24 protein-coding genes and 1 riboswitch are annotated in these 21,816 nt (G+C 73.7%); of the genes, 10 read left to right on the top strand and 14 right to left on the bottom strand.

Annotated features, from left to right (window positions below; translation table 11 throughout):
• The first annotated feature begins 40 nt into the window (after positions 1 to 40).
• Positions 41 to 607, top strand: a complete 567-nt coding sequence (locus ACLE50_RS16135; RefSeq protein WP_410944375.1) for a TetR/AcrR family transcriptional regulator — start codon at positions 41 to 43, stop codon at positions 605 to 607.
• 48 nt (positions 608 to 655) lie between these two features.
• On the opposite strand, the gene ACLE50_RS16130 is transcribed toward ACLE50_RS16135, so the two are convergent.
• From ACLE50_RS16130 to ACLE50_RS16110, 5 genes are all read right to left on the bottom strand, one after another.
• Entirely contained in the window at positions 656 to 1,429 is a 774-nt protein-coding gene (locus tag ACLE50_RS16130; RefSeq protein WP_410944374.1) for a trans-aconitate 2-methyltransferase, read from the bottom strand.
• The gene (locus tag ACLE50_RS16125; protein ID WP_410944373.1) at positions 1,426 to 1,956 is read right to left on the bottom strand and encodes a hypothetical protein; all 531 of its coding nucleotides are present in this window, start codon (positions 1,954 to 1,956) and stop codon (positions 1,426 to 1,428) included. Before ACLE50_RS16125 ends, ACLE50_RS16130 begins: the two co-directional genes overlap by 4 nt.
• On the bottom strand, positions 1,953 to 3,818 hold the full coding sequence (gene dnaG, locus ACLE50_RS16120; RefSeq protein ID WP_410944372.1) for a DNA primase: 1,866 nt from the start codon (positions 3,816 to 3,818) through the stop codon (positions 1,953 to 1,955). Before dnaG ends, ACLE50_RS16125 begins: the two co-directional genes overlap by 4 nt.
• A gap of 10 nt (positions 3,819 to 3,828) precedes the next feature.
• Positions 3,829 to 4,761: a DMT family transporter gene (locus ACLE50_RS16115; protein ID WP_410944371.1), complete on the bottom strand. Its 933-nt coding sequence runs from the start codon at positions 4,759 to 4,761 to the stop codon at positions 3,829 to 3,831.
• A gap of 249 nt (positions 4,762 to 5,010) precedes the next feature.
• Entirely contained in the window at positions 5,011 to 5,238 is a 228-nt protein-coding gene (locus tag ACLE50_RS16110) for a hypothetical protein (RefSeq protein ID WP_410944370.1), read from the bottom strand.
• 92 nt (positions 5,239 to 5,330) lie between these two features.
• On the opposite strand from ACLE50_RS16110, the gene ACLE50_RS16105 reads away from it, so the two are divergent.
• The 3 genes from ACLE50_RS16105 to ACLE50_RS16095 all read left to right on the top strand — a co-directional run bounded on the left by ACLE50_RS16105 (position 5,331) and on the right by ACLE50_RS16095 (position 7,709).
• The gene (locus ACLE50_RS16105) at positions 5,331 to 6,116 is read left to right on the top strand and encodes an HNH endonuclease family protein (protein ID WP_410944369.1); all 786 of its coding nucleotides are present in this window, start codon (positions 5,331 to 5,333) and stop codon (positions 6,114 to 6,116) included.
• Between the two features lie 86 nt (positions 6,117 to 6,202).
• The gene (locus tag ACLE50_RS16100; RefSeq protein ID WP_410944368.1) at positions 6,203 to 6,640 is read left to right on the top strand and encodes a MerR family transcriptional regulator; all 438 of its coding nucleotides are present in this window, start codon (positions 6,203 to 6,205) and stop codon (positions 6,638 to 6,640) included.
• Between the two features lie 82 nt (positions 6,641 to 6,722).
• Entirely contained in the window at positions 6,723 to 7,709 is a 987-nt protein-coding gene (locus tag ACLE50_RS16095; protein ID WP_410944367.1) for an aldo/keto reductase, read from the top strand.
• Between the two features lie 58 nt (positions 7,710 to 7,767).
• On the opposite strand, the gene ACLE50_RS16090 is transcribed toward ACLE50_RS16095, so the two are convergent.
• From ACLE50_RS16090 to ACLE50_RS16080, 3 genes are all read right to left on the bottom strand, one after another.
• On the bottom strand, positions 7,768 to 9,051 hold the full coding sequence (locus ACLE50_RS16090; protein WP_410944366.1) for a deoxyguanosinetriphosphate triphosphohydrolase: 1,284 nt from the start codon (positions 9,049 to 9,051) through the stop codon (positions 7,768 to 7,770).
• Entirely contained in the window at positions 9,048 to 9,665 is a 618-nt protein-coding gene (locus ACLE50_RS16085; protein ID WP_410944466.1) for a YdcF family protein, read from the bottom strand. The genes ACLE50_RS16090 and ACLE50_RS16085 overlap by 4 nt, the downstream gene beginning before the upstream one ends.
• 95 nt (positions 9,666 to 9,760) lie before the next feature.
• Positions 9,761 to 10,822: an XdhC family protein gene (locus ACLE50_RS16080; RefSeq protein ID WP_410944365.1), complete on the bottom strand. Its 1,062-nt coding sequence runs from the start codon at positions 10,820 to 10,822 to the stop codon at positions 9,761 to 9,763.
• Positions 10,823 to 11,151: 329 nt separating this feature from the next.
• On the opposite strand from ACLE50_RS16080, the gene ACLE50_RS16075 reads away from it, so the two are divergent.
• Together ACLE50_RS16075 and ACLE50_RS16070 are read left to right on the top strand one after the other, a co-directional pair.
• Positions 11,152 to 12,564 (top strand): hemolysin family protein, encoded by a 1,413-nt coding sequence (locus ACLE50_RS16075; protein WP_410944364.1) that lies wholly within the window; start codon positions 11,152 to 11,154, stop codon positions 12,562 to 12,564.
• Entirely contained in the window at positions 12,561 to 13,550 is a 990-nt protein-coding gene (locus ACLE50_RS16070) for a CNNM domain-containing protein (protein ID WP_410944363.1), read from the top strand. The genes ACLE50_RS16075 and ACLE50_RS16070 overlap by 4 nt, the downstream gene beginning before the upstream one ends.
• A 123-nt stretch (positions 13,551 to 13,673) precedes the next feature.
• On the opposite strand, the gene ACLE50_RS16065 is transcribed toward ACLE50_RS16070, so the two are convergent.
• From ACLE50_RS16065 to ACLE50_RS16055, 3 genes are all read right to left on the bottom strand, one after another.
• Positions 13,674 to 15,080, bottom strand: coding sequence for a glycine--tRNA ligase (locus tag ACLE50_RS16065; protein ID WP_410944362.1), 1,407 nt, complete (start codon positions 15,078 to 15,080; stop codon positions 13,674 to 13,676).
• Between the two features lie 317 nt (positions 15,081 to 15,397).
• On the bottom strand, positions 15,398 to 16,303 hold the full coding sequence (locus ACLE50_RS16060; protein WP_410944361.1) for a hypothetical protein: 906 nt from the start codon (positions 16,301 to 16,303) through the stop codon (positions 15,398 to 15,400).
• A 311-nt stretch (positions 16,304 to 16,614) separates the two neighbouring features.
• A complete protein-coding gene (locus tag ACLE50_RS16055) occupies positions 16,615 to 16,962 on the bottom strand; it encodes an antibiotic biosynthesis monooxygenase family protein (protein ID WP_410944360.1) in 348 nt (115 codons plus the stop codon).
• A gap of 103 nt (positions 16,963 to 17,065) precedes the next feature.
• On the opposite strand from ACLE50_RS16055, the gene ACLE50_RS16050 reads away from it, so the two are divergent.
• Entirely contained in the window at positions 17,066 to 17,452 is a 387-nt protein-coding gene (locus ACLE50_RS16050) for an ArsR/SmtB family transcription factor (RefSeq protein ID WP_410944359.1), read from the top strand.
• The gene (locus ACLE50_RS16045) at positions 17,449 to 17,889 is read left to right on the top strand and encodes a Fur family transcriptional regulator (RefSeq protein ID WP_410944358.1); all 441 of its coding nucleotides are present in this window, start codon (positions 17,449 to 17,451) and stop codon (positions 17,887 to 17,889) included. Before ACLE50_RS16050 ends, ACLE50_RS16045 begins: the two co-directional genes overlap by 4 nt.
• Before the next feature lie 8 nt (positions 17,890 to 17,897).
• Here the strand turns inward: ACLE50_RS16045 and ACLE50_RS16040 are convergent, their stop codons facing one another.
• Complete coding sequence (locus ACLE50_RS16040; protein WP_410944357.1) at positions 17,898 to 19,235, bottom strand: aminotransferase class V-fold PLP-dependent enzyme; 1,338 nt, start codon at positions 19,233 to 19,235, stop codon at positions 17,898 to 17,900.
• A gap of 41 nt (positions 19,236 to 19,276) precedes the next feature.
• Positions 19,277 to 19,390, bottom strand: a riboswitch (SAM riboswitch).
• Between the two features lie 85 nt (positions 19,391 to 19,475).
• Here ACLE50_RS16040 and ACLE50_RS16035 point away from each other — a divergent pair.
• Together ACLE50_RS16035 and ACLE50_RS16030 are read left to right on the top strand one after the other, a co-directional pair.
• A complete protein-coding gene (locus tag ACLE50_RS16035; RefSeq protein ID WP_410944356.1) occupies positions 19,476 to 20,081 on the top strand; it encodes a hypothetical protein in 606 nt (201 codons plus the stop codon).
• Between the two features lie 85 nt (positions 20,082 to 20,166).
• Positions 20,167 to 20,502, top strand: a complete 336-nt coding sequence (locus ACLE50_RS16030) for a DUF2795 domain-containing protein (RefSeq protein ID WP_410944355.1) — start codon at positions 20,167 to 20,169, stop codon at positions 20,500 to 20,502.
• Positions 20,503 to 20,571: 69 nt separating this feature from the next.
• On the opposite strand, the gene ACLE50_RS16025 is transcribed toward ACLE50_RS16030, so the two are convergent.
• Both ACLE50_RS16025 and ACLE50_RS16020 read right to left on the bottom strand, forming a co-directional pair.
• Positions 20,572 to 20,964: a hypothetical protein gene (locus tag ACLE50_RS16025; RefSeq protein WP_410944465.1), complete on the bottom strand. Its 393-nt coding sequence runs from the start codon at positions 20,962 to 20,964 to the stop codon at positions 20,572 to 20,574.
• A gap of 20 nt (positions 20,965 to 20,984) precedes the next feature.
• Positions 20,985 to 21,785: an isoprenyl transferase gene (locus ACLE50_RS16020; RefSeq protein WP_410944354.1), complete on the bottom strand. Its 801-nt coding sequence runs from the start codon at positions 21,783 to 21,785 to the stop codon at positions 20,985 to 20,987.
• Positions 21,786 to 21,816 lie beyond the last annotated feature (31 nt).

Below are 21,816 nucleotides of genomic sequence, written 5' to 3'. Positions count from 1 at the left end.
CCGTGGGCGGGCAGTACGACCCCGGAGCGAGCGAGGAGCGATGACGAGCGGATCGGTCAGCCACCGCCGCGCGGACACGCGTCGCAACCACGACCGCATCCTCGAGGCCGCGGCGTCCTCGGTGACCTGCGGTGAGCTGTCGTTCAACGCCATCGCGAAGAAGGCCGGGGTCGGCGTCGGCACGGTCTACCGGCACTTCCCGACCCGCGAGGACCTGGTCGTCGCGGTGTACCGCCGCGAGGTCGAGCACCTGGTCGAGATCGTCCCGCAGCTGCTGGACACGCTGCCGCCGGACCAGGCGTTCCGCAGCTGGGCGGTCGACCACCTCGCCCGGTACATGATGACCAAACGCGGGCTGGCCGGGGCACTGCAGTCCGCAGGCGCGTCCGGCGCGGGCGCCGCCGCCGACGGCTACGCCGCGATGGTCGAGGCGGGCACGATGCTGGTCGAGGCCAACGTCGCCGCCGGCACCGTCCGCGCCGACCTGGAGCCGGAGACCGTGCTGCGCGGGCTCGGCGGCCTGTTCTTCCTCGACCCGCACGACGACTGGCGCCGGCGCGCGACCGAGCTCACCGAGCTGCTGTGGCGCGGGATGGCCGCGGACTGAGCTGCTGCTCGGCTCCGGCGGCCTGCTCGGCTCCGGCGCGGCTGCTGCTCAGGTCCGGCGCGCCACCACGAAGATCCGGCGGAACGGGAACCAGGTGCTGCCGTCGGCGGTGCGCGGGTAGGCCTCGCGCAGCCGCGGGGCGAGCTCGGCGACGAAGTCGGCGTAGGCGTCGTCGTCGAGGGCGTCGCGGACCGGGCGCAGCGCGGTGCCGGAGATCCACCGCAGCACGGGGTCCTCGCCGTCGAGGCGCTGCAGGTAGGTCGTCTCCCAGGCGTCGACGGTGCAGCCCGCGGCGGTGAGCACGTCGGCGTAGCCGGCCGGGTCGAGCACGGTCTCGGTGCCGCGCAACGAGATCCGGTCCCGCCAGCGCGGCTGCTCGGCGACCTCGCGGGTCAGCACGTGCGAGGGCGCCCCGAAGTTGCCGGGCACCTGCACCCCCAGCCACGCGCCCGGCGCGAGCGCGGCGGCCCAGTCACGGAGCACGTCGACGTGCTCGGGAACCCACTGCAGCACCGCGTTGGAGACGACGATGCCGGTGCCCGCGGGCGGCGTCCAGTCCCGCACGTCGGCCTGCTCGGCGGCCACTCCGGCCTCCCGGGCGGCGGCGACCATGTCCGGCGACGAGTCGAACGCGGTCACCGTCGCGTCCGGCCACCGGCGGGCCAGAACCCCGGTGAGGTGTCCGGGCCCGCAGCCCGCGTCGACCACGCCGTCGAGCCCGGCGGGCGGGTCACCGATCCGCGCCACCAGGTCCAGGAACGGGCGGGACCGGTGGTCGTCGAACGCCCGGTACAGGGCCGGGTCCCAGCTGACCGTCGTCATTCGTCGCCTCCCGGCCGGAGTTCCCCGAGCCGCCCCGCCAGCCCCTCGGCCAGCCGCCGGACGGCGATCGGATCGGTGCCCGGGTCGGGCCGCACCTGCAGCACCAGACCGCCCCCGCCGGGTACGCGGCGTTGCAGCACCCACGCTCCCCCGCCGGGCAGGTCCCGGCGGTGGCGGCTGCGGATCGACTGGGTCACCCGGTCCTGCACCGCCTTCGGCACCGGCCCGGGCCCGGTCAGCCGGAACCGGCGCGGGCGGTCGTCGGCGAGCAGCTCGATGCCGGGCGCGACCTCCTCGACGGCCGCCGGAGTGACGACCAGCGTCGAGGAGCCCCTGTCCCACACCGCCTTCGCGATCTCGTGCCAGCCGATGCGGCCCCCGCCGGGAGGGTGGACCCCCCAGGAGGTGACCACCAGCGTCCCACCGCCGGCGACCGTGGCGGTGCCGGCGACGGTCTCGTCGGGGGCCAGGGCGACGTCGTCGGGCAGCGGGTCACCGCCGCCCAGGATCCGCCGCCACAGGCTCACGAGGCGACCCCGGCCGCCTGTTCGCGCAGCTGGATCTTGTACTGCTCCAGCGGGACGAGGACACCGAACAGGTCGTTGTACTCGTCCGGGTCGGTCGTGTAGTTGGTGCGCTGCAGCTGCGACTTGAGGTCGGCGATCTCCCGCTCGACCAGTGCGAGCCGGATGCCCGCGAGGATGCCGCCGACGTAGCGGACCTCGTCGGAGTTGCGCCGCGGCAGCTCCAGCTCCTCCACCGCCAGCTCGCTGACCAGGCCCTTCACCTCCTCGGTCGGGATCTCGGCGACGATCGCGTCGAGCCACTCCGGACCGTCCAACCCGGACTGCACCCCGCCCGCGAGCATGATCGCGTGCCGGACGGCGGCGAACTGCGGGTGCGTGAAGCCGGACTCGGGCAGCTCGTCGAAGCCGGGGCCGACGACGCCCGGGATCTGCAGCGCGGCCTTGAGCGCCTCGCGCTGCAGGTGCAGCTGCGCGTCACCACGCTTGGGAGCCGGCGCGGCAGGCTTGCGACCGCCACGGGCCGGGACCGATGCACCGGCGGTCTCGCGCACCCGCCGGACGACGGCCTGGATGTCCTCCCAGCCGACCCACCCGGCGAGCCGGCGCGCGTACTCGTCCCGCAGGTCCTCCCGCTTGATCTGGGCGACGATCGGGACACAGCGCTGCAGCGCCGCCACCCGGCCCTCGGCCGTGTTCAGGTCGTGCTCGCGCAGCTCGGTGCGGATGACGAACTCGAACAGCGGCTCGCGGCGCGCCACGAGGTCCTTCACCGCCGTGTCACCGGACTTCAGCCGCATGTCGCAGGGGTCCTGGTTGTCCGGGGCGACGGCGACGTAGAGCTGGGTGGCGAAGCTCTGGTCGCCGGCGAACGCCTTCTCCGCGGCCTTCTGCCCCGCGGCGTCGCCGTCGAAGACGAAGATGACCTCGCCGCGGTCGAAGGAGTCGTCGCCGATCAGCCTGCGGATCACCGACACGTGCTCGGAGCCGAACGCGGTACCGCAGGACGCGACCGCGGTCGGGACGCCGGCCAGGTGCATCGCCATCACGTCGGTGTAGCCCTCGACGACGACGACCTGCCGCGTCTTCGCGATCTCACGCTTGGCCAGGTCGAGGCCGAACAGCACGTGGGTCTTGCGGTAGACCGGCGTCTCGGAGGTGTTGAGGTACTTGGCCTCGATGCCGTCGTCGTCGAACAGGCGGCGGGCGCCGAACCCGACGACGTCACCGCCGAGATCGCGGATCGGCCACAGCAGCCGCCGGTGGAACCGGTCGATGGCGCCGCGGCGGCCCTCCTTCGCGATCCCGGACTTGATCAGCTCGTCGAGCTGGAAGCCCTGGCCGAGCAGGTGCTTGGTGACGGTGTCCCAGCCGCCCGGGGCGTACCCGCAGCCGAAGCGCTCGGCGGCGGCGGAGTCGAACCCACGGTCGGCGAGGAACTGTGCGGCCGGGCGCCCGGCCGGGGTGCGGAGCTGCTCGGCGTAGAACGCCTGGGCCTTCTTGTTGATCTCCAGCAGGCGGGAGCGGGTGCCGCGGTCGCGCTGCACCGACGCGCCGCCGCCCTCGTAGGTCAACCGGACCCCGCAGCGCTCGGCGAGCCGCTCGACGGCCTCGGGGAACCCGATGACCTCCATCTTCATGACGAAGTCGATGACGCTGCCGTGCTCGCCGCAGCCGAAGCAGTGGAACGTGCCGTGCGAGGGACGGACGGTGAACGACGGCGACTTCTCGTCGTGGAAGGGGCAGAGCCCCTTGAGCGAGCCCGCCCCGGCACGGCGGAGCGCGACGTACTCCTCGACGATCTCCTCGATCCGCGTGCGGTTGCGGACCTCGGTGATGTCGGCGTCCCGGATCCGTCCTGCCACGGGGTCGAGTCTAGGTGCGTGGCCGTGCCTGCAGGCGCGGGGTTCCGTCGGCGTTCGCAGTCGTATCCGGATCGGAGCCGGTCGCCGCGGTGGGCTTCCGGCGGCGGCCGAGGCGGCCGATCCCGACGTACATGCCGACCAGCGCGATCACGAGGCCGAGGACGGCCTGGGCGGTGAGCGGCTCGCCGAGCACCGGGACGGCGGCCAGCGCGGTCGTCGCCGGGATGAGGTTGAGCAGCGCGGAGACGTGCACGGTGTCGCGCAGCCGCAGCAGCAGGAACATCAGCGCGAACGCGCCGGCCGAGTTGAAGATCCCCAGCCAGCCGACGGCCAGCCAGCCCCCGCCCGACGACGGCAGCCAGTGCGCCCCGAGGAACGGCCAGGCCACCAGCGTGGCGACCAGCGACGTCGCCATCTGGACCACCACGCTCGTCACGACGGGCGTGTCGTCGTTGAACCGTTTCTGGTACAGCGTGCCTGCGGTCAGCGACGCCATGCCGAGCACCGGGAAGACCACGGCCGCGCCGACGCCGCCACCGAGCTCGTCGGACAGGACGACGTAGACACCGGCCGCGCCGATCAACAGCCCGAGCACCGGTGCGACGCCCAGCTTCGTCCGCAGCAGCAGCGGGGTCAGCAGGCCGACCAGCAGCGGCGCCATCCCCAGGATCAGGCTCGACAGCCCGGCCGGGACGCCCGCCGCGAGCCCGGTGTAGACGCAGGTGAACTGCCCCACCTGCAGCAGCAGCGCGGTGACGGCGAGGTGCAGCCAGGCCCGCCCGTGCGGCAGTGCGGGCCGGGCGACCAGCGCGACGCCGAGCATCACCACCAGCGCGATCAGGAAGCGCCAGAACAGGACGGCGGGGACGTCCAGATACCCCGTCGCGATCTTCCCGGCGATGAAGCCGGACGCCCACAGCGGGACGAACAACACGCTGAGCACGGGAACGATCCACCGCGAAACGGTCACGCCACCACTTCAACGCAACGCTAAGGACCCGGCAAGCGGGGGTGGGAGACGACTCAGTTCGCCGTGCGACCAGGCCCGCACGGCGCGGCACCGGCGCGGCACCGGTGCGGAGCCACGGGGGCACCTCCGAAGTACCTCAGCAGGTGAAGCATCTCCCGGAACCCGTACTCGTGCCGGCAGGCCCCCGGCCGACGCCCGCTCCCCCGGGCACCGCCCCCGACCTCACACCCCTCGGCCGGTCGGCACACCTGAGATATCGGGTGTGCGAACCGGGGCAGGGGTGTGTGGTGCCGCCGAGGAGTGCGGGGACCGCCGGTCACGGCGCACCGCACCGGCTCGGGCGAGGCCGTCCTGTTCGTGGCGGGCGAGCCATGGCGCGGCGGCGACGAGCACCAGCACCAGGAGTGCCGGCGCCACCGCGGCGGCGGCGAGTGCGGTCGTCGTGATCATGGCTCCACCGTGCCCGCCGAACCTGTGCACTTCCTGGGAGTCGTCTGGCAAGAACCTTCACCCTGTGTGATTGGCGACCGGATCGTGACGGCGTGTCCACCCGGGCGGTCGCGCACCCCTCGGAGACGATCACTCTCGTGCGAGGACGACGGTGGCTGGTGCCCGCAGTACTGGGCGCGACGGTGTTGATGACGACGGCCTGCGGGCCGAACGACTCGGTGGGCTCGGCCTTCGGGAGCAGCGACGAGGTCACCCCGGTCGCCGCGGGCAGCGGTTCCGCCGCGGGCGAGCTGGCAGCGCTGCCGGTGAAGGGCCGCGCCCCGAAGACCGGCTACGACCGCAAGCAGTTCGGGCCGGCCTGGGCCGACACCGACCACGACGGCTGCGACCAGCGCAACCAGGTCCTCAAGCGGGACATGGAGAACGAGACCTTCAAGCCGCGTACCCACGACTGCGTGGTCATGTCCGGCGACCTGCACGACGCCTACACCGGCCGAAAGATCAACTTCCATCGCGGGAAGACGAGCTCGGCGGTGCAGATCGACCACGTCGTCGCGCTGTCCGACGCCTGGCAGAAGGGTGCCCAGGCGCTCGACGCGGACACCCGCGAGCGGCTGGCGACCGACCCGCTCAACCTGATGGCCGTCGACGGCCCGACCAACAACAACAAGCGCGACGGCGACGCCGCGACCTGGCTGCCGCCGTACTCGGACTACCGCTGCGCCTACGTCGCCCGACAGGTCGCGGTGAAGACGAAGTACAAGCTCTGGGTGACCGCCGGCGAGCGGGACGCCATCGGACGAATCCTGCAGAGCTGCCCGAAGCGCCCGGCCACGACCGAGGCCGACGCGACGAAGCCCGCGTACACCCTGCGCTGACCACACCCGCTCCGAGCTCGCTCGGAGGTGGCGGCGGTCACACCGTCGTTGCCTTCGAGCGCGCTCGAAGCCCTAGCGTCGTCGCCATGACGACCACGCCCCTCCCCGCCGCCGATGCGACGGCCCGCCTCGAGCGGCAGGAGGTCGGCGGTCCGGCACCCGGCGAGACGCTGGACATCGCCGCGACCGCCGAGCGCTCCGGCGTCACCGCGCACACGCTGCGCTACTACGAGCGGATCGGCCTGATCAGCGTCGACCGCGACGCCGCGGGCCACCGCCGCTACTCCCCCGCGGCCTTCGCCCGGGTCGTGTTCCTGTCCCGGCTGCGAATGGCCGGCATGTCGATGCGCGACCTGCAGCGCTACGTCGCTCTCGCCGAGGACGGCGAGCACACCGTGCCCGAACGCCTCGCCATGCTCCACACGCACCGCGACGCCGTCCGCGCACGGCTCGCCGAGCTGCAGTTCGCGCTCCGCACCATCGAATACAAGATCGACACCTACGGCGGCGAGCTGGCCCCGTAGGGCCGCCCTTCGCACCACCCAGCCCCGCACGGCGACCTGCGTCGTGCGGTGATCCGTCCTGCCCGCACGAAGGAGCACCACCATGACCACCGCTTCGCGCACCCTCGGTTCCCTGACCGTCAGTGCCCTCGGCCTCGGCTGCATGGGCATGAGCTTCGCCTACGGCCCTGCCGACCGCGGCGAGTCGCTGCGGACGCTGAACCGGGCCCTCGACCTGGGCGTCACCTTCCTCGACACCGCCGACATGTACGGCCGCGGCGCCAACGAGGAACTGCTCGCCGAGCTGCTGCGGACCCGTCGCGACGAGGTCACCCTGGCCACCAAGTTCGGCATCCTCGTCGGTGACGACGGCCGTGCCACCGGCGCCGTGGACGGCAGCCCCGAGTACGTGCGCCGTTCGATCGACGGGTCACTGTCCCGGCTCGGCACCGACCACGTCGAGCTCTACTACCTGCACCGGCCGGACCCGGACGTCCCGGTCGAGGAGACCGTCGGTGCGATGTCCGAGCTGGTCACGGCCGGGAAGATCGGCGCGATCGGGCTGTCCGAGGCCTCCGCGGACACCGTCCGGCGAGCCGCCGCCGTCGCCCCGGTCGCGGCGCTGCAGAGCGAGTGGTCGGTGTTCAGCCGCGACATCGAGCACGACGTCGTACCCGCCTGCCGCGAGCACGGCATCGGCCTCGTCCCCTACAGCCCGCTGGGCCGCGGGATGCTCACCGGCTCGTTCTCCGTCGACGAGCTGCCCGCCGGCGACTTCCGGCGCACGCTGCCGCGGTTCCGCGGCGAGAACGCCGACACCAACCTCGCGCTGGTCGACGAGCTGCGCGCGATCGCCGACGCCCGCGACGCCACCGCAGGCCAGGTCGCGCTGGCCTGGCTGCTGAGCCGTGGCGACGACGTCGTCCCGATCCCGGGGACCAAGCGGGTGCGCTACCTGGAGGAGAACGTGGGCGCCCTCGATCTCGTCCTCGACGACGCCGAGACCGCCCGGCTCGACGCGCTGCGCCCGGCCGGCGACCGCTACGACGACATGAGCTGGACCTCGCGGGACACCCTCGCCGTGCGCTGAACCCTCGCCGTGCGCTGGGCCCTCACTGTGCGCTGGGCCCTCGCCGTGCGCTGGGCCCTCACTCTGCCCGGCAGAGCTTCCGGTGCCAGGTGAGGGCCTGGTCGTCGGTCAGCACCGCGACCTGGTCGATCACCACCCGCAGCCGGGCGCCGTCGTCGCCTGCGGCGGCCCAGTCCTCGGCGCGGGCCGGGTCGAGCGCCGCCGGTGCCTGCACGGTGAGCACCGCGACCAGGTCCGCCAGCACATCGCGCTGGCGGGCCTGCTTCGCCAGGTGTGCCGGGTCGCTGAGCACGTAGCGGGTCGCCAGCGCCTTGAGCAGGACGACCTCGGCGCCGGCCTCGGCCGGGACGACCAGGTCGGCGCGGTGGCGGGCGAGCGGGGCGTCGCCGTAGTGGTCGAGGGTGGCGTCGGTCGCCGCGAGCGCGAACCGGCCGACGAGCTCGCTGGTCAGCCGCTTCATCGCGACCAGGTCGTCGCCGGTCGCCTTCGCCACGTCGAACCCGCGCACCGCCTGCACCACCGGCAGCGCGTCGAGCAGCGCGGCCGCCTCGGCGCAGGCCCCGGCGTCGGCACCGAACCGGACCGCGGCCTCCCCGGCGAGCGCCTCCCGCTCGGCGGGTGAGGACAGCACGGCCAGGTCCATCCGGCCGGCGAGCACCGCGTCCTCGACGTCGTGCACGGAGTAGGCGACGTCGTCGGCCCAGTCCATGACCTGCGCCTCCATGCTGCGCACCCCCGGGCGGCCCCCGATCCGGATCCACTCCAGGGCGGGCAGGTCGTCGGCGTAGGCCCCGAACTTGCGCTCGGCGCCACGGCGCGGCCACGGGTACTTCGTCGATGCGTCGAGCGTGGCGCGGGTCAGGTTCAGCCCGCCCGGCATCCGCTTCGGCTCCAGCCGGGTGAGGATCCGCAGGGTCTGCGCGTTGCCCTCGAACCCGCCGCAGTCCGCGGCCGCGATGTCCAGGGCGCGTTCGCCGTTGTGCCCGAACGGCGGGTGGCCGATGTCGTGGGCCAGCCCCGCGGCGTCGACGACGTCGGGGTCCAGGCCGAGCTCCTCCGCGATCCCGCGGCCGATCTGGGCGACCTCGAGGGAGTGCGTGAGCCGGGTGCGCGGCATGCCGGTGATCTCCGCGCCCTCCCCCGGCCCGACGACCTGGGTCTTGCCCGCCAGCCGGCGCAGCGCCGCGGAGTGCAGCACGCGGGCGCGGTCCCGGGAGAACGGGCTGCGCCGCTCGACCCGGCCGCCCTCCCCCAGACCGGACCCCTTGGGCGGCTCGGGGTGGCGGCGTTCGGTGTCCGCGGGGACGTAGCCCTGCTCGCCGCGGACCGCGAGGGTGCTCATCCCAGCTCGTTGGTGGCGGTGTCCACCGACGCGTGCGTCAGCTCGTAGAACAGCAGGCCACCGGTCTCGCGGTAGATGTAGTGCAGCTGCGCCTCCCGGGTCTGCACCACGGGGCCCGTCCGGGTCGGCGACGTCGAGGCGTCCAGCCCGGCGTCGCGCGCCATCGTGCGGGCCCGCAGGCTGTGCCACGGGTCCGACACCAGCAGCGCGGACTCCCAGCCCTGCTCCCGGGCCGTCGCGGCGACCGCCTGCAGGCTGCCCAGGGTGTCCGCGCCCTGTGGCACGGCCTCCACCGCCGAACGCGGGACGCCCTGCTCGATCAGCCAGTCCCGGCTGGCCTCGGCCTCGGTGTAGCGGTCCCCGGACTTCCCGCCGCCGACGGTGACGATCCGCGGGGACACGCCGTCGCGCCACAGCTGCTCGGCGTGCTTGAGCCGTGCGGCCAGGACCGCGCTGGGCTGGCCGTTGTACTGGGCGGCCCCCAGCACGACGACGGCGTCGGTGTGGCTCCGGTCGTCGGTCCGGGCGACCTGCCAGACGCGCGCCGCCGTCACCCCGACGACCAGCAGCAGCACGACCAGCCCGCCGACGACGATCCGGGCACCCCAGGTCATGCCCTCCCGGACGTGGCCACCGCGCGGCGGCGGCATGACCGGCTGCGGATCGCCGCCACGCGGGGACCCGATACCGCGGCGCGAGGACGGGGCGCTCATCCGCCGATCCGCCCGCTCGTCCCGGCCAGCGCGGACGCCGTGCGCCCGGCCCGCAGCGCGATCACCTCGGCGACGATCGACACCGCCGTCTCCGCGGGGGTGCGCGCGCCGAGGTCCAGCCCGACCGGGCCGTGGATCCGCGCGAACCCGGCCTCGTCGACGCCTGCGGCGGTGAGCCGCTCGTGACGCGCGGCCTGGGTGCGGCGCGAGCCGAGCGCCCCGAGGAAACCGCGGCCGTGTGCGAGCCCGTCGAGCAGCACCGCGTCGAACGCCGGGTCGTGGTCGAGCAGGACCAGCACGTCGGCGTCGGTGAACGCGGCGACGGCGGCGCGGGCCTCGTCGAGCCCGGTGACGGTGTGGGCCTGCCAGCCCAGCAGCCCGGCCTGGCCGTGCAGCGCGGCACCCAGCGCACCCTCCCCGACGACGAGCATCGTCGGCACCGGCACCCACACGTCGACCAGGACCTCGGCACCCGCGGCCGTCGTCCGCTCGGTGGTGGTCGCACCGCGGCGCAGCAGGGCGCGGGCGACCTCGGCAGCGGCGTCGGTCACGCCCGGTTCGCCCAGGTCACCGACCTGGTCGGCCAGGTCCTCGCCGGTCAGGACGAGCACCGGGGCGCCCTGCGGGGCGTCGGTGACGAGCGAGACCAGGGCGGCCGGGCGGGACGCCTCGAACGCCTCCCCGAGCGCGGCCGCGGCGGACGCGGGCAACGGGTGCCCGACGAGCGTCGCCCCACCGGCGCACGCGAGCCCCGCGGCCAGCGCGTCGGGCTCGCCGGCGTGCGCCTCGCGCACCAGCTCCTGCCCGGCGGCGGCCTCGGCCACCAGCGGACGGGCGACACCGTCGAGCGCACCCAGGTACAGCTCGCCGCCGACGTCACCGGAGCCGGTGCCGGCGAGCAGCTGCCCCGGCTCGACGGCGCCGAAGCCGTGCCGGTCGAGCACACGGACGACGCCGATCCCGGCCGGATCGGCGCCGGAGGACCAGCGGCGCAGCTCGGCACCCAGCCGGCGGCGGGGGTCGCGCGGCTGCTGGTTCGGCACCTCGGTGGTCAGCACGTCGTCAGGGTATCGACGGGTACCGACATTCCCCGTTCGGGCGGGGGTTTCCCGCGCCGCGCCGCGCCGGGTCCGGGCAGAATCACCGGCGGGATCAGCAGTGGCGGGAACCGGGGCGACCCGGTATCCGTTGACCTCACACGCGGTGTCGTATTCGTCCGGGTCGGCCGTCGCCGATCCCCGGGCACGCCCGCGCCGATGTCCGCCGATCATCAGCCCGACCACGAGTCAGGAGTCATGGACCCCTCCGAGAGTCCCTGCGCCGTCCGGCACCTCGCCGGGCGGCGACCTTCGTCCCCCTCCCCCTGCGCCCGCGAGCGGGTGGCCCGGTGATCCTCACGATCGGCGGCATCCTGCTCGGCGTCCTCGCCGTGCTCGCCATCACCGTGCTGACCGGCTGGTTCGTCGCGCAGGAGTTCTCCTACATGGCCGTCGACCGGTCGCGGCTCTCCGCCCGCGCGGCCGCGGGCGACGCCGGCGCGACGCGCGCCCTGGACATCACCCGCCGGACGTCGTTCATGCTCTCCGGTGCCCAGCTCGGCATCACCGTGACCGGCCTGCTGGTCGGCTACGTGGCCGAGCCGTTGATCGGTGCCGGTATCGGCGAGCTGCTCGGCCTGGCGAGCGTGCCCGCCGGGGTCGGCGTCGCGGTCGGCACCGTCATCGCGCTGCTGCTGTCCACGGTGGTGCAGATGGTGTTCGGCGAGCTGTTCCCGAAGAACCTGGCCATCGCCCGCCCCGAGCCGGTCGCCCGCCGCCTCGCCCTGTCCACCCGGGCCTACCTGGCCGTCACCGGGCCGATCGTGAAGATCTTCGACGCCGCCTCCAATGCGCTGCTGCGGGTGCTGCGGATCGAGCCGGTGCACGACGTCGAGCACGCCGCGACCCCGCGCGACCTGGAGGCGATCATCGACGGCTCCCGTGCCTCCGGGGACCTCGCCCCGGAGCTGGCGCTGCTCCTCGACCGCGCCGTCGACTTCGCCGACCACACGGCCGAGGAGGCGATGATCCCGCGCCCGCGGGTGTCCTGGGTCGCCGCCGACGCGACGGTCGCGAGCCTGATGAGCCGGATGGGCGACCAGCACTCCCGCCACCCGGTGCTGTCCGTGCCGGCCGACGGCGGAGGGGACGCGGAGCCGGTCGGCGTCGTCTGTCTGCGCGACGTGCTGGCCCTGACCGGCCGCGACCCGGCGGATGTGCCGGTCTCGGAGATCATGCGCCCGCCGGTGCTGGTCCCGTCGTCGCTGCCGCTGCCGCGGGTACTGGACCGGCTGCGGGAGGCCGGTGAGGAGCTGGCCTGCGTGCTCGACGAGTACGGCGGCCTGGCCGGCGTGATCACCGTCGAGGACGTGGCCGAGGAGCTCGTCGGCGAGATCACCGACGAGCACGACGCCGCCGGCACCGACCGCGACGTCCGCGCCGGTGACGGCTGGATCGTCGCCGGGGACCGGCACGTCGACGAGGTGGGAAGGCTGATCGGCGCCGAGCTGCCCGAGGGCGAGTTCAACACCGTCGGCGGTCTGGTGACCGCCGAGCTGCAGCGGCTGCCCGAGCCCGGCGACGCCGTCGAGGTGACCGTGCCGGCCCACGACCCGGACGACGACGACCGCACCCTGTGCCTCACCGTCCGCACCGTGGACCGGCGGGTCCCCTCCTCGGTGCACCTGACCTGGGCCGACACCGGCGAGGACAGCACCGAGGGCACCGGGAACACCGGCCGTGGGCAGGGGGTGCGCTCGTGAGCGTCACCGAGATCGTCGTGTCGGTCGCGCTGGTGGTGCTGAGCGCGTTCTTCGTCGCTGTGGAGTTCGCGATCGTCGCCGCACGGCGGCACCGCCTCGAGGAGGCCGCCCGCACGTCGGTGGCCGCCCGCGCCGCGCTGCGCAGCGCCAAGGACGTGTCGCTGCTGCTCGCCGGGTCCCAGCTGGGCATCACGCTGTGCGTGCTCGGGCTGGGTGCGGTGACCAAACCGGCCGTCGACCACGCCGTCGGGCCACTGCTGACCGGCTGGGGGCTGCCCTCGGCCGTCGCCGGGGTGCTGTCGTTCGTGTTCTCGCTGGTCGTGGTCACGTTCCTGCACCTGGTCGTCGGCGAGATGGCGCCGAAGTCGTGGGCGATCGCGCACCCGGAGCGGTCGGCGATCGCGCTGGCGCTGCCGATGCGGGCGTTCATGGTGCTCGCGCGGCCGCTGCTGGTGCTGCTCAACGGGGCGGCGAACCGCTGCCTGCGCGCCGTCGGCGTCGAGCCGGTGGACGAGATGGCCGAGGGCCGCGACGCGGACGACCTGCGCCAGCTCGTCGACCACTCGGCGACCGCCGGGGCGCTCGACGCCGGGCGCCGCGACCACCTCGTCGCGGTGCTGGAGCGGGAGCGCACGCCGATCGGGGAGCTGGCCCGCGAACCCAACACCGTCACCCCCGACGACGACGTCGCCACCATCCAGGACGTCACCCGCACCACCGGGCACCTGCGCCTGGTCGTGCGCGACGGGAACCGCCCGATCGGCTACGTCCACGTCCGCGACACCCTGGTCCGCCCGCCGGCGACGACCGCGCGGGAGCTGCTGCGCCCGCTGGTCGCGCTACCGGCGGACCTGCCGTTCCACGCGGCGGTGAACACGATGCGCGAGCGGCGGGCGCACCTGGCGCTGGTCGGCGACGCCGAAGCACCGCTCGGCGTCGTCACGCTGTCCGACCTGGTCGAACGACTGCTGCCCGCGTCGGGGTGAGCCCGTCACCCGGTCCGGTCGCGTGCGCTGCGACCGGACCGGCGCGGTCCTCCGCTCAGGCACCCCCGACCAGCACGAACGCCCCTGCCGGAAGCCGGCAGGGGCGTCGGACGTGCGGGCGGATCAGCAGCCGATGAGGCGCGTCGCCAGGTAGGCCTCGACCTGGTCGAGCGCCACCCGCTCCTGGGCCATCGTGTCCCGCTCGCGGATGGTCACGGCGTCGTCGGTGAGGGTGTCGAAGTCGACCGTGATGCAGAACGGCGTGCCGATCTCGTCCTGGCGGCGGTAGCGGCGGCCGATGGCACCGGCGTCGTCGAAGTCGACGTTCCAGTGCTGCCGCAGCGTCGCGGCCAGCTCCTTCGCCTTCGGCGTCAGGTCGGCGTTGCGCGACAGCGGGAGCACCGCGGCCTTCACCGGCGCGAGGCGGCGGTCCAGCTTCAGCACGACGCGCTTGTCGACGCCGCCCTTGGCATTCGGCGCCTCGTCCTCGGTGTAGGCCTCGATGAGGAACGCCATCATCGAGCGCCCGACGCCGGCCGCCGGCTCGATCACGTACGGCTTGTAGCGGGTGTCGCTGGCCTGGTCGTAGAACGACAGGTCGACGCCCGAGTGGTTCGAGTGCGTCGTGAGGTCGTAGTCGGTGCGGTTCGCGATGCCCTCGAGCTCGCCCCACTCCTGCCCGGTGAAACCGAACTTGTACTCGATGTCGACGGTGCGCTTCGAGTAGTGGGAGAGCTTCTCCTTCGGGTGCTCGTACTGGCGCAGGTTCTCCGCGTCGATGCCCAGGTCGGTGTACCAGCGGAAACGCTGGTCGATCCAGTACTGGTGCAGCTCCTCGTCCTGGCCCGGCTCGACGAAGTACTCCATCTCCATCTGCTCGAACTCGCGCGTACGGAAGATGAAGTTGCCGGGGGTGATCTCGTTGCGGAAGCTCTTGCCGATCTGGCCGATGCCGAACGGCGGCTTCTTGCGCGAGGTCGTCTGCACGTTCAGGAAGTTCGTGAAGATGCCCTGCGCGGTCTCGGGCCGCAGGTAGGCCATGCCCTCCTCGGACTCCACCGGGCCGAGGAAGGTCTTCAGCATCATGTTGAACTCGCGGGGCGCGGTGTACTGACCGCGGGTGCCGCAGTTCGGGCAGGGGATCTCGGCGAGGTCGTTCGGGTCGGCCTGCTCCGGGTCGCGCCCCTTGCGCTCGGCGAACTCCTCGGCCAGCTGGTCCGCGCGGAACCGCTTGTGGCACGAGGTGCACTCGACCAGCGGGTCGGTGAACGCGTTGACGTGCCCGGACGCGACCCAGGTCTGGCGCGGCAGGATCACCGAGGAGTCCAGGCCGACGACGTCGTCGCGGCCGGTCACCATCGACTTCCACCACTGGCGCTTGATGTTGTCCTTCAGCTCGACGCCGAGGGGGCCGTAGTCCCACGCCGAGCGGGTACCGCCGTAGATCTCTCCGCTGGGGAAGACGAATCCGCGCCGCTTGGTCAGAGCGACGATGGTCTCGATCTTGGCGGAGGTGGGCTTGCTGGCCACGGGCGGAACTCCAGGAAGATGGACGGCTGCTCCCGGTCCGAGCGCCGGACCGGGCACCCCAGATTACCGACCCGCCATGAGTCGGCCGCCCCCGCCCGTACCTGCGGGGTCCTTCCCCCTTGTCGCCTCGCGAGCCCGTCCTCCGTGTGGCGGTCGCGGCGTGGTCCACGAGCCCGGTCCGGGGTCCCGAGGTCCGGGGAGTCCGGGGAGTCCCGGCCGGCGCCCGAGGCCAGGAGGCGCGCCGTCCGCAGCGAACGCTCACGCGTTGCGGGGAACGCGCACCTGATCCGGTGAGCGTGCACGGAACCGGTGAGCGTTCACCGCAGGAGAAGACGTTTCAGGCGGGTCGCGGTCGCGGTGAAGTCGTCGAGGTCCTCCCAGGTCCAGCGCACCACCGCGCGTACCCGGGGCTGCGCCCGCAGCGCGTCCTCGCGACGCTTCTCCCGCACCAGCGCCTCCTGCGGTGACTCGCCCGGCTGCAGCGAGCGCCCGTACTTGGTCAGTCCGTCGAACTCGCCGATCACGCCGGCGTCCTCCCACCAGAAGTCGACCTGCCCGACACGTCTGCCGCCATGATCCCGGACGGCGTGCTGGATCCGCGGCGCCGGGATGCCCAGCCGGTGCATGCACACCCGACTGCGCGACTCGCCCGGGCCGTCGGCCGGCTCTGTGAAGGCGAGCACCGCGCGGGCACCGGCGATACCGCGACGTCCTGCCGCCGTTCGCACCACCTCTTCGAGTTCGGTCACGGTGACCAGATGCCGCCACAACGCCGCGTCGGCGACGACGACCGCGGTCTCGAACGCGCAGGACCGGGCGACGTCGACGACGGTCCGCGCCACCGAGGTCACGGCGAGCCCGTCGAGCAGCACGACCTCGTCGGGAGGCAGCGGGGCCGCGTGCAGGACGACGTTCGCCGTGCTGCGCCCGCCCGATCTGCGGTCCCGGGTGACGTGGATCCGGCGCAGCGGTGTCCGCCAGATCGGCAGTCCGTGCAGGACGGCCGCCGAGATCCCGCTGAACACGCTCCCCGGAGTGAGCACCGGCGCCGTGGCATGCACCAGAAACCGATGTCGCGCAACGGGATCACGGGCCGACGCGGGCGCGGGTAGATACGTTCCCGGGCGCACCCGCAGCAGCGCGCCGGTGGCGACCGCGCGGCGCAGGCTCTCGTCGGTGTGGCCCTCGGTCAGCAGCGACGGCCGGCGGAGCAGCTCTGTCATGCCGGTGACGCTGCCCTGTCCGCGACGACCTGCACCCACGACATCGCCGGCTGTGGATCGCGAGGCAGGGTGTGGACACCGGCAGCACCGCCCCCGGACGCTCACCCGTTTCGGCAGACGCGCACCTGATCACGCGAGCGTTGGCGGAATGGGTGAGCGTTCGCGGAGGAGGCACCGATACGGGCACGCCCGGCAACGGCAACGGCGGACAGCGGCGGGAGTCGCGCCGTGCGGCGGGCACCCGGGCGGACGACCGGGCAGGCGGACGACCGGGCAGGCGGACGACCGGGCACGCGGACGACCGGGCACGCTCAGGCGGGGTCGCTGCGCAGCGACGCGTGGGCGACGGGCGCCGCACCCGGCTCCACCGTCACCAGCGACTCGTAGGTCTGCGGCACGGTGATGTCGGCCTCGGCGAGCAGCGGGTGCACGTGCTCCCGGATCTCGAAGGGGCTCAGCGCGCGGCGGTAGGCGTCGACGGAGGCGAACCGCAGCGTCAGCACCCAGTGCCCCGGGTCGTCGACGGCCCGGCCGGCCTCCCCGCCGAGGCACCCCGGCCGGGCCGCGAGCAGCTCCAGCGCCCGCGTCGCACGCGCGGTGAACCGGGCCTGCTCGCCGGGTGAGTCGGGGGACACGGAGAAGCGGCACACCAGCAGCACGACCGCACGGTAACGAACACGCCTACCATGTGCGGTGCGGTCGGCAGGGCGATGGGAACGCCGGGGGCGGGGCCGCAGCTCCCGGCGGAACGGGACGGTGCACATGTCGACCACAGCGGACGCGACGTCGGAGGCCGACATCGAGAGCGGACGGCACACGGGAGCGGGGCACCCCGACTCCCCCGCACCGGCACCGACCCGGGACCCGCGGACCCTCTCCGCGGCCGGTGACCTGCTGCGGGCGCTCGCGGCACCGGTGCGGATCGCGATCGTCCTGCAGCTGCTGGAACACTCCCGGTGCGTGCACGACCTGGTCGACGCGCTCGGCGTCACCCAGCCGCTGATCAGCCAGCACCTGCGGGTGCTGAAGGCGGCGGGTGTGGTCGAGGGCGAACGCAAGGGCCGCGAGGTGCTCTACTCCCTGGTGGACGACCACCTCGCCCACATCGTCGTGGACGCCGTGGCCCACGTGGAGGAGGAGATGACGTGAGCGAGACGGTGCAGACCGGTCCGGAGCGCTCGACCGCGGGGCCCCGCGGCATCCGCGCGACCCGCCAGCGTGCGGCGGTGATCGCACTGCTCGACCGGCTGGAGGACTTCCGCTCCGCCCAGGAGATCCACGAGGAGCTACGCCGGACCGGCGACGGCATCGGCCTGACCACGGTCTACCGGACCCTGCAGACCCTCGTCGACGGCGGCGAGGTCGACGTGCTGCGGACCTCGTCCGGCGAGGCCGTCTACCGCCGCTGCGCCACCGAGCACCACCACCATCACCTGGTCTGCCGGCGCTGCGGCGCCGCCGTGGAGATCGCCGGCCCGGCCGTCGAGTCCTGGACCGAGAAGATCGCCGCCGAGCACGGCTTCACCGACGTCTCGCACACCCTGGAGATCTTCGGGATGTGCGCGCGCTGCTCCGCCCGGAGCTGACCCCCCGCTCAGCGGTCGCAGCCGGGCAGCCCCGGCCGCTCCCCCAGGCCGAACGGGTCCAGCGGGCGCGGGTCCGGCGTCGGCGTCCACCGGCCGTCGACGACGGCGTAGGTCCACACCGGGCCACGCGCGGCGATCGCGGTGAGCGCCTCGACCAGCCGGTCCACGTCGGCGGTCGTGGTGCGCAGCCCGAGGCTGACCCGGACCGCGTCGTCGCCGCCGGTCAGGCGGGCCAGCAGCGGGTGCGCGCAGAACCGGCCGTCGCGCACCCCGATCCCGTGCTCGGCGGACAGCGCCGCCGCGACCAGCCCGGCCGGGAGATCGCCCAGCACGAAGCTCACGGTCGCGGTCCGGTCCTCGACCTGCGGGAACAGCGACAGCGTGCGCAGTCCCGGGACGGTCGCGAGCCCGGCGTGCAGCCGGTCCGCCAGCTCCCGCTCGTGGGCGGGGACCTCGTCGTCGATCAGCGGGTCCAGCTCCCGGCAGGCCGCCGCCAGCGCCGCGGCACCGACGACGTTCGGGGTGCCGCCCTCGTGGCGCTGCGGCGCGGGCAGCCAGCTCACCTCGGTGGTGTCCCCGGCGACCGCGACCGAGCGGACCGCGCCGCCCCCGGCCAGGTGCGGGTCGGCCGCGTCCAGCCAGTCCCGGCGCCCGACGAGCACCCCGGCACCGTAGGGCGCGTAGATCTTGTGTGCGGACAGCGCGACGTAGTCGGCGTCCCAGCCGGCCAGGTCGACGCGACGGTGCGGCGCGAGCTGTGCGGCGTCCACGCAGACCCGGGCCCCGGCGGCGTGCGCCAGCGCGACGACGTCGGCGACCGGGAGGATCTCGCCGGTCACGTTCGAGGCGCCGGTGACCGCGACCAGCGCGGCCGGGCGGGCGGCGAGCTCGGTGCGCAGCGCGTCCAGGGTGTCGTCGACGGTGCGCCCGGCCCGCACGACGCGGTGCTCGCCGTCCCGCCAGGCCAGCAGGGTCGCGTGGTGCTCCAGATCGAGGGTGACGACCGGGCCCGGCACCGCCCCGGCCAGCAGCGACAGCGCGTCGGTGGTGTTGCGGGTGAACACCACGCAGTCCTCGGCGCGGGCACGGACGAAGCGGGCGACGTCGGCGCGGGCGTTCTCCAGCAGCGACGTGCAGACCCGCGAGGTGTAGCCGGCGCCGCGGTGCACGCTGCCGTAGTAGGGCGCCAGCTCGGTGACGTGGTCGGCGACCGCGCGCAGCGACGGGGTCGACGCGGCGGAGTCGAGGTCGCAGTAGCGGGCGTGCGTGCCGTCGACCAGCGGGACGGTCAGGTCGTCGCCGACGACGCTCGGAAGAAAGTCGGTGCGCGACAGGGCGATGGTCATGATCCGGCCTCCGGATCCAGGGATCCGGGAACGGCGCCACGGATCCGCGCTTGCCGGTCGCGGTTCCGCGCCGGCCCGGTCATCACCCGGGGCACCCCACCGCGGAGGAGGGTTGCCGGCCAGCAAGCCGGGGCTTCGCGCTGGCACTCGTGACCTTCGAGGCGAAGATAGCAAAAGCGTCTCAGAACGCGACAGGTGGCCGCGGTCACAGCGGTTAGGTTGTGATCGGGAGGTGGGCCGATGACGACCGACACGCAGGCACCCACGGAGGTACGCCGGCTGGACACGCCCGAGAGCGCCGAGCTGGCGCGGCTCGCGGGCGTCTTCGACGACCTGCAGTACGTGCTGCGGTGCTGCGAGCACCTGGTCACGGCCGTCGCGAACCCGGATCCGGCGCTGGTCGAGGCACTGTGGACCGGGGCACTGCTGGGCTACGCGCGGTGCTTCTCCGGGCGCACCGCGGTGCTCACGGCGAAAGATCTCGGCGAGCTCGACCTCGAGGGCGCCGTCACCTCCGAGGCGGACGTCGAGAAGATCCACAAGACGTTGCTGAACCTGCGCGACCACTACGCCTCGCGGCACGTGAACCCGCGCGAGGACTACTCGGTGGGCGTCGCCCGGGGCGCGGACGGGACGCCGAGCGGCGTCGCGATCGTCTCCGCGCCGCGGCCCGCGGTCGACGAGCAGACCGTCCGCCTGCTCGGCCGGATCGCCTACGGCCTGTCCGCGCTGGTCGACGCGCGTATGCGCAAGGCCCAGAACGACGTGCTCGGTGTCGCCCGGGACCTGACGCTCGACGAGCTCAACGCGCTGCCGGAGGTGGACCTCACCGCCGAGGAGGCCTGATCGAGTCACCCTGGGCGGGATTGGAACGGCGCACAGCGGCAATGCCACTGCCGACAGTACGACCGTTCCACCGAGAGGTTCCGCCATGACGTCCCGCACGACCACGCCCGACGCCGTCCACGCCGCCCTGAGCGGGGTCTCCTTCCCCGCAGGCAAGGACGAGCTGGCCGCCGGCGCGGAGCGCAACGGCGCCGACGGCGCCACCGTCGAGGCGCTGCGCGCGGTACCGGCGACGGACTACGAGTCGGAGGCCGACGTGCTCGCCGCCGTCGACACCCGCGACGAGTCCGACGAGGAGACCGAGCAGCTGCGCCACCAGCGCCGCACCGAGCACACCCACGACGGGCTGTCGGAGGCGACGAAGGACGTCGACCCGGTCAACCCGATCGAGGAGGAGCTGGGCACCAACCGCAAGAAGTGACCGGCGTCCACGCGGCGTCCCGGGGCCCGGGGCGCCGCGTCGCCGTGTGTGCCGCCGTGCGTGCCGACCTCAGTCGTCGACCAGCTCGGCCCGCATGCTCGACGCCGAGGACACCACCAGCATGAGCAGCGTCCCCATCGGACCCTCCTCCAGCCCGGCGGCCGGGAAGGCGTAGCGCAGGGTCACGTCCCAGCCGTGCTCACCGCGCACCACCCGCGGCGTCCCGAACAACCCCTCGCCGACGCCGAGCCCCACCCGGGCCGGCACGTCGTGTGCCGGGTCGTCGGCGGCCGGCAGGTCCCACGCAACCACGCAGGTGAGGTTGAGGACCGGCAGGCCCTCCTCCAGCTCGGTGCCCTGCACCACGCACAGCACGCCGCCGTGGGCGAAGGTGAGTGCGCCGTCGTCGTCGGTGGTGACGTCGTGGAAGCGCTCCAGCGCCCCCTTGGCGGTGGCGAGCATCCCGGCGAGCACGTCGCCGGTCACTGCGCCGCTCCTGCGCTGTCTGCGCTGTCTGCGCTGTCGACGGCGCCGCCGAAGCGCCGGTCCCGGCGCGCGTAGATCTCGATGGCCTGCCAGATGTGGCGGCGGTCGAAGTCCGGGAACAGCGTGTCCAGGAAGACCATCTCCGCGTACGCGGACTGCCAGAGCAGGAAGTTCGACGTCCGCTGCTCCCCCGACGACCGCACGAACAGGTCGACGTCGGGCATGTCCGGCTCGTCGAGGTACCGGGCCAGCATCTTCTCGTCGATCTTCGCCGGGTTGACCTTGCCGTCGGCGACGAGCTGGGCGATCCGGCGGACCGAGTCGACGATCTCGGCACGGCCGCCGTAGTTCACGCACATGGTCAGGTTCAGGACGTCGTTGTGCTTCGTCTTCTCCTCGGCGACCTCGAGCTCCTTGATCACCGAGCGCCACAGCCGGGGACGCCGCCCGGCCCAGCGGACGCGCACCCCCATCTCGTGCATCTCGTCGACGCGGCGGCGGATGACGTCGCGGTTGAAGCCCATCAGGAAGCGGACCTCGTCCGGGCTGCGCCGCCAGTTCTCGGTGGAGAACGCGTAGGCCGACAACCAGTTCACACCGATGTCGATGCAGCCGCGGGCGACGTCCATCAGCGACGCCTCGCCACGCTTGTGGCCCTCCGTGCGCGGCAGGCCGCGGGCGTTGGCCCAGCGGCCGTTGCCGTCCATCACGAGGGCGACGTGGTTCGGCACCAGCTCCGGCGGGATCGCCGGGGGCCGCGCGCCGGACGGGTGCGGCGGAGGGGGCTGGAACGGCACGCCGCCACCCTACGTCCGCCGCACCCGTCGC

The organism is Pseudonocardia phyllosphaerae, assembly GCF_046546475.1.
GTDB lineage: Bacteria > Actinomycetota > Actinomycetes > Mycobacteriales > Pseudonocardiaceae > Pseudonocardia > Pseudonocardia phyllosphaerae.
Note: the sequence above shows the minus strand (reverse complement) of the source record. Positions and strands in the feature narration are given on the sequence as shown.

What these genes read in the sequence shown, in the direction of transcription:
- ACLE50_RS16090 (WP_410944366.1), bottom strand. Translation starts at nt 9,051, where the DNA reads ATGAGCACCCTCGCGGTCCGCGGCGAGCAGGGCTACGTCCCCGCGGAC.
- ACLE50_RS16100 (WP_410944368.1), top strand. Translation starts at nt 6,203, where the DNA reads ATGACGACCACGCCCCTCCCCGCCGCCGATGCGACGGCCCGCCTCGAG.
- ACLE50_RS16060 (WP_410944361.1), bottom strand. Translation starts at nt 16,303, where the DNA reads ATGACAGAGCTGCTCCGCCGGCCGTCGCTGCTGACCGAGGGCCACACC.
- ACLE50_RS16050 (WP_410944359.1), top strand. Translation starts at nt 17,066, where the DNA reads ATGTCGACCACAGCGGACGCGACGTCGGAGGCCGACATCGAGAGCGGA.
- ACLE50_RS16135 (WP_410944375.1), top strand. Translation starts at nt 41, where the DNA reads ATGACGAGCGGATCGGTCAGCCACCGCCGCGCGGACACGCGTCGCAAC.
- ACLE50_RS16025 (WP_410944465.1), bottom strand. Translation starts at nt 20,964, where the DNA reads ATGCTCGCCACCGCCAAGGGGGCGCTGGAGCGCTTCCACGACGTCACC.
- ACLE50_RS16095 (WP_410944367.1), top strand. Translation starts at nt 6,723, where the DNA reads ATGACCACCGCTTCGCGCACCCTCGGTTCCCTGACCGTCAGTGCCCTC.
- ACLE50_RS16110 (WP_410944370.1), bottom strand. Translation starts at nt 5,238, where the DNA reads ATGATCACGACGACCGCACTCGCCGCCGCCGCGGTGGCGCCGGCACTC.
- ACLE50_RS16030 (WP_410944355.1), top strand. Translation starts at nt 20,167, where the DNA reads ATGACGTCCCGCACGACCACGCCCGACGCCGTCCACGCCGCCCTGAGC.
- ACLE50_RS16085 (WP_410944466.1), bottom strand. Translation starts at nt 9,665, where the DNA reads ATGACCTGGGGTGCCCGGATCGTCGTCGGCGGGCTGGTCGTGCTGCTG.
- ACLE50_RS16035 (WP_410944356.1), top strand. Translation starts at nt 19,476, where the DNA reads ATGACGACCGACACGCAGGCACCCACGGAGGTACGCCGGCTGGACACG.
- ACLE50_RS16130 (WP_410944374.1), bottom strand. Translation starts at nt 1,429, where the DNA reads ATGACGACGGTCAGCTGGGACCCGGCCCTGTACCGGGCGTTCGACGAC.
- ACLE50_RS16040 (WP_410944357.1), bottom strand. Translation starts at nt 19,235, where the DNA reads ATGACCATCGCCCTGTCGCGCACCGACTTTCTTCCGAGCGTCGTCGGC.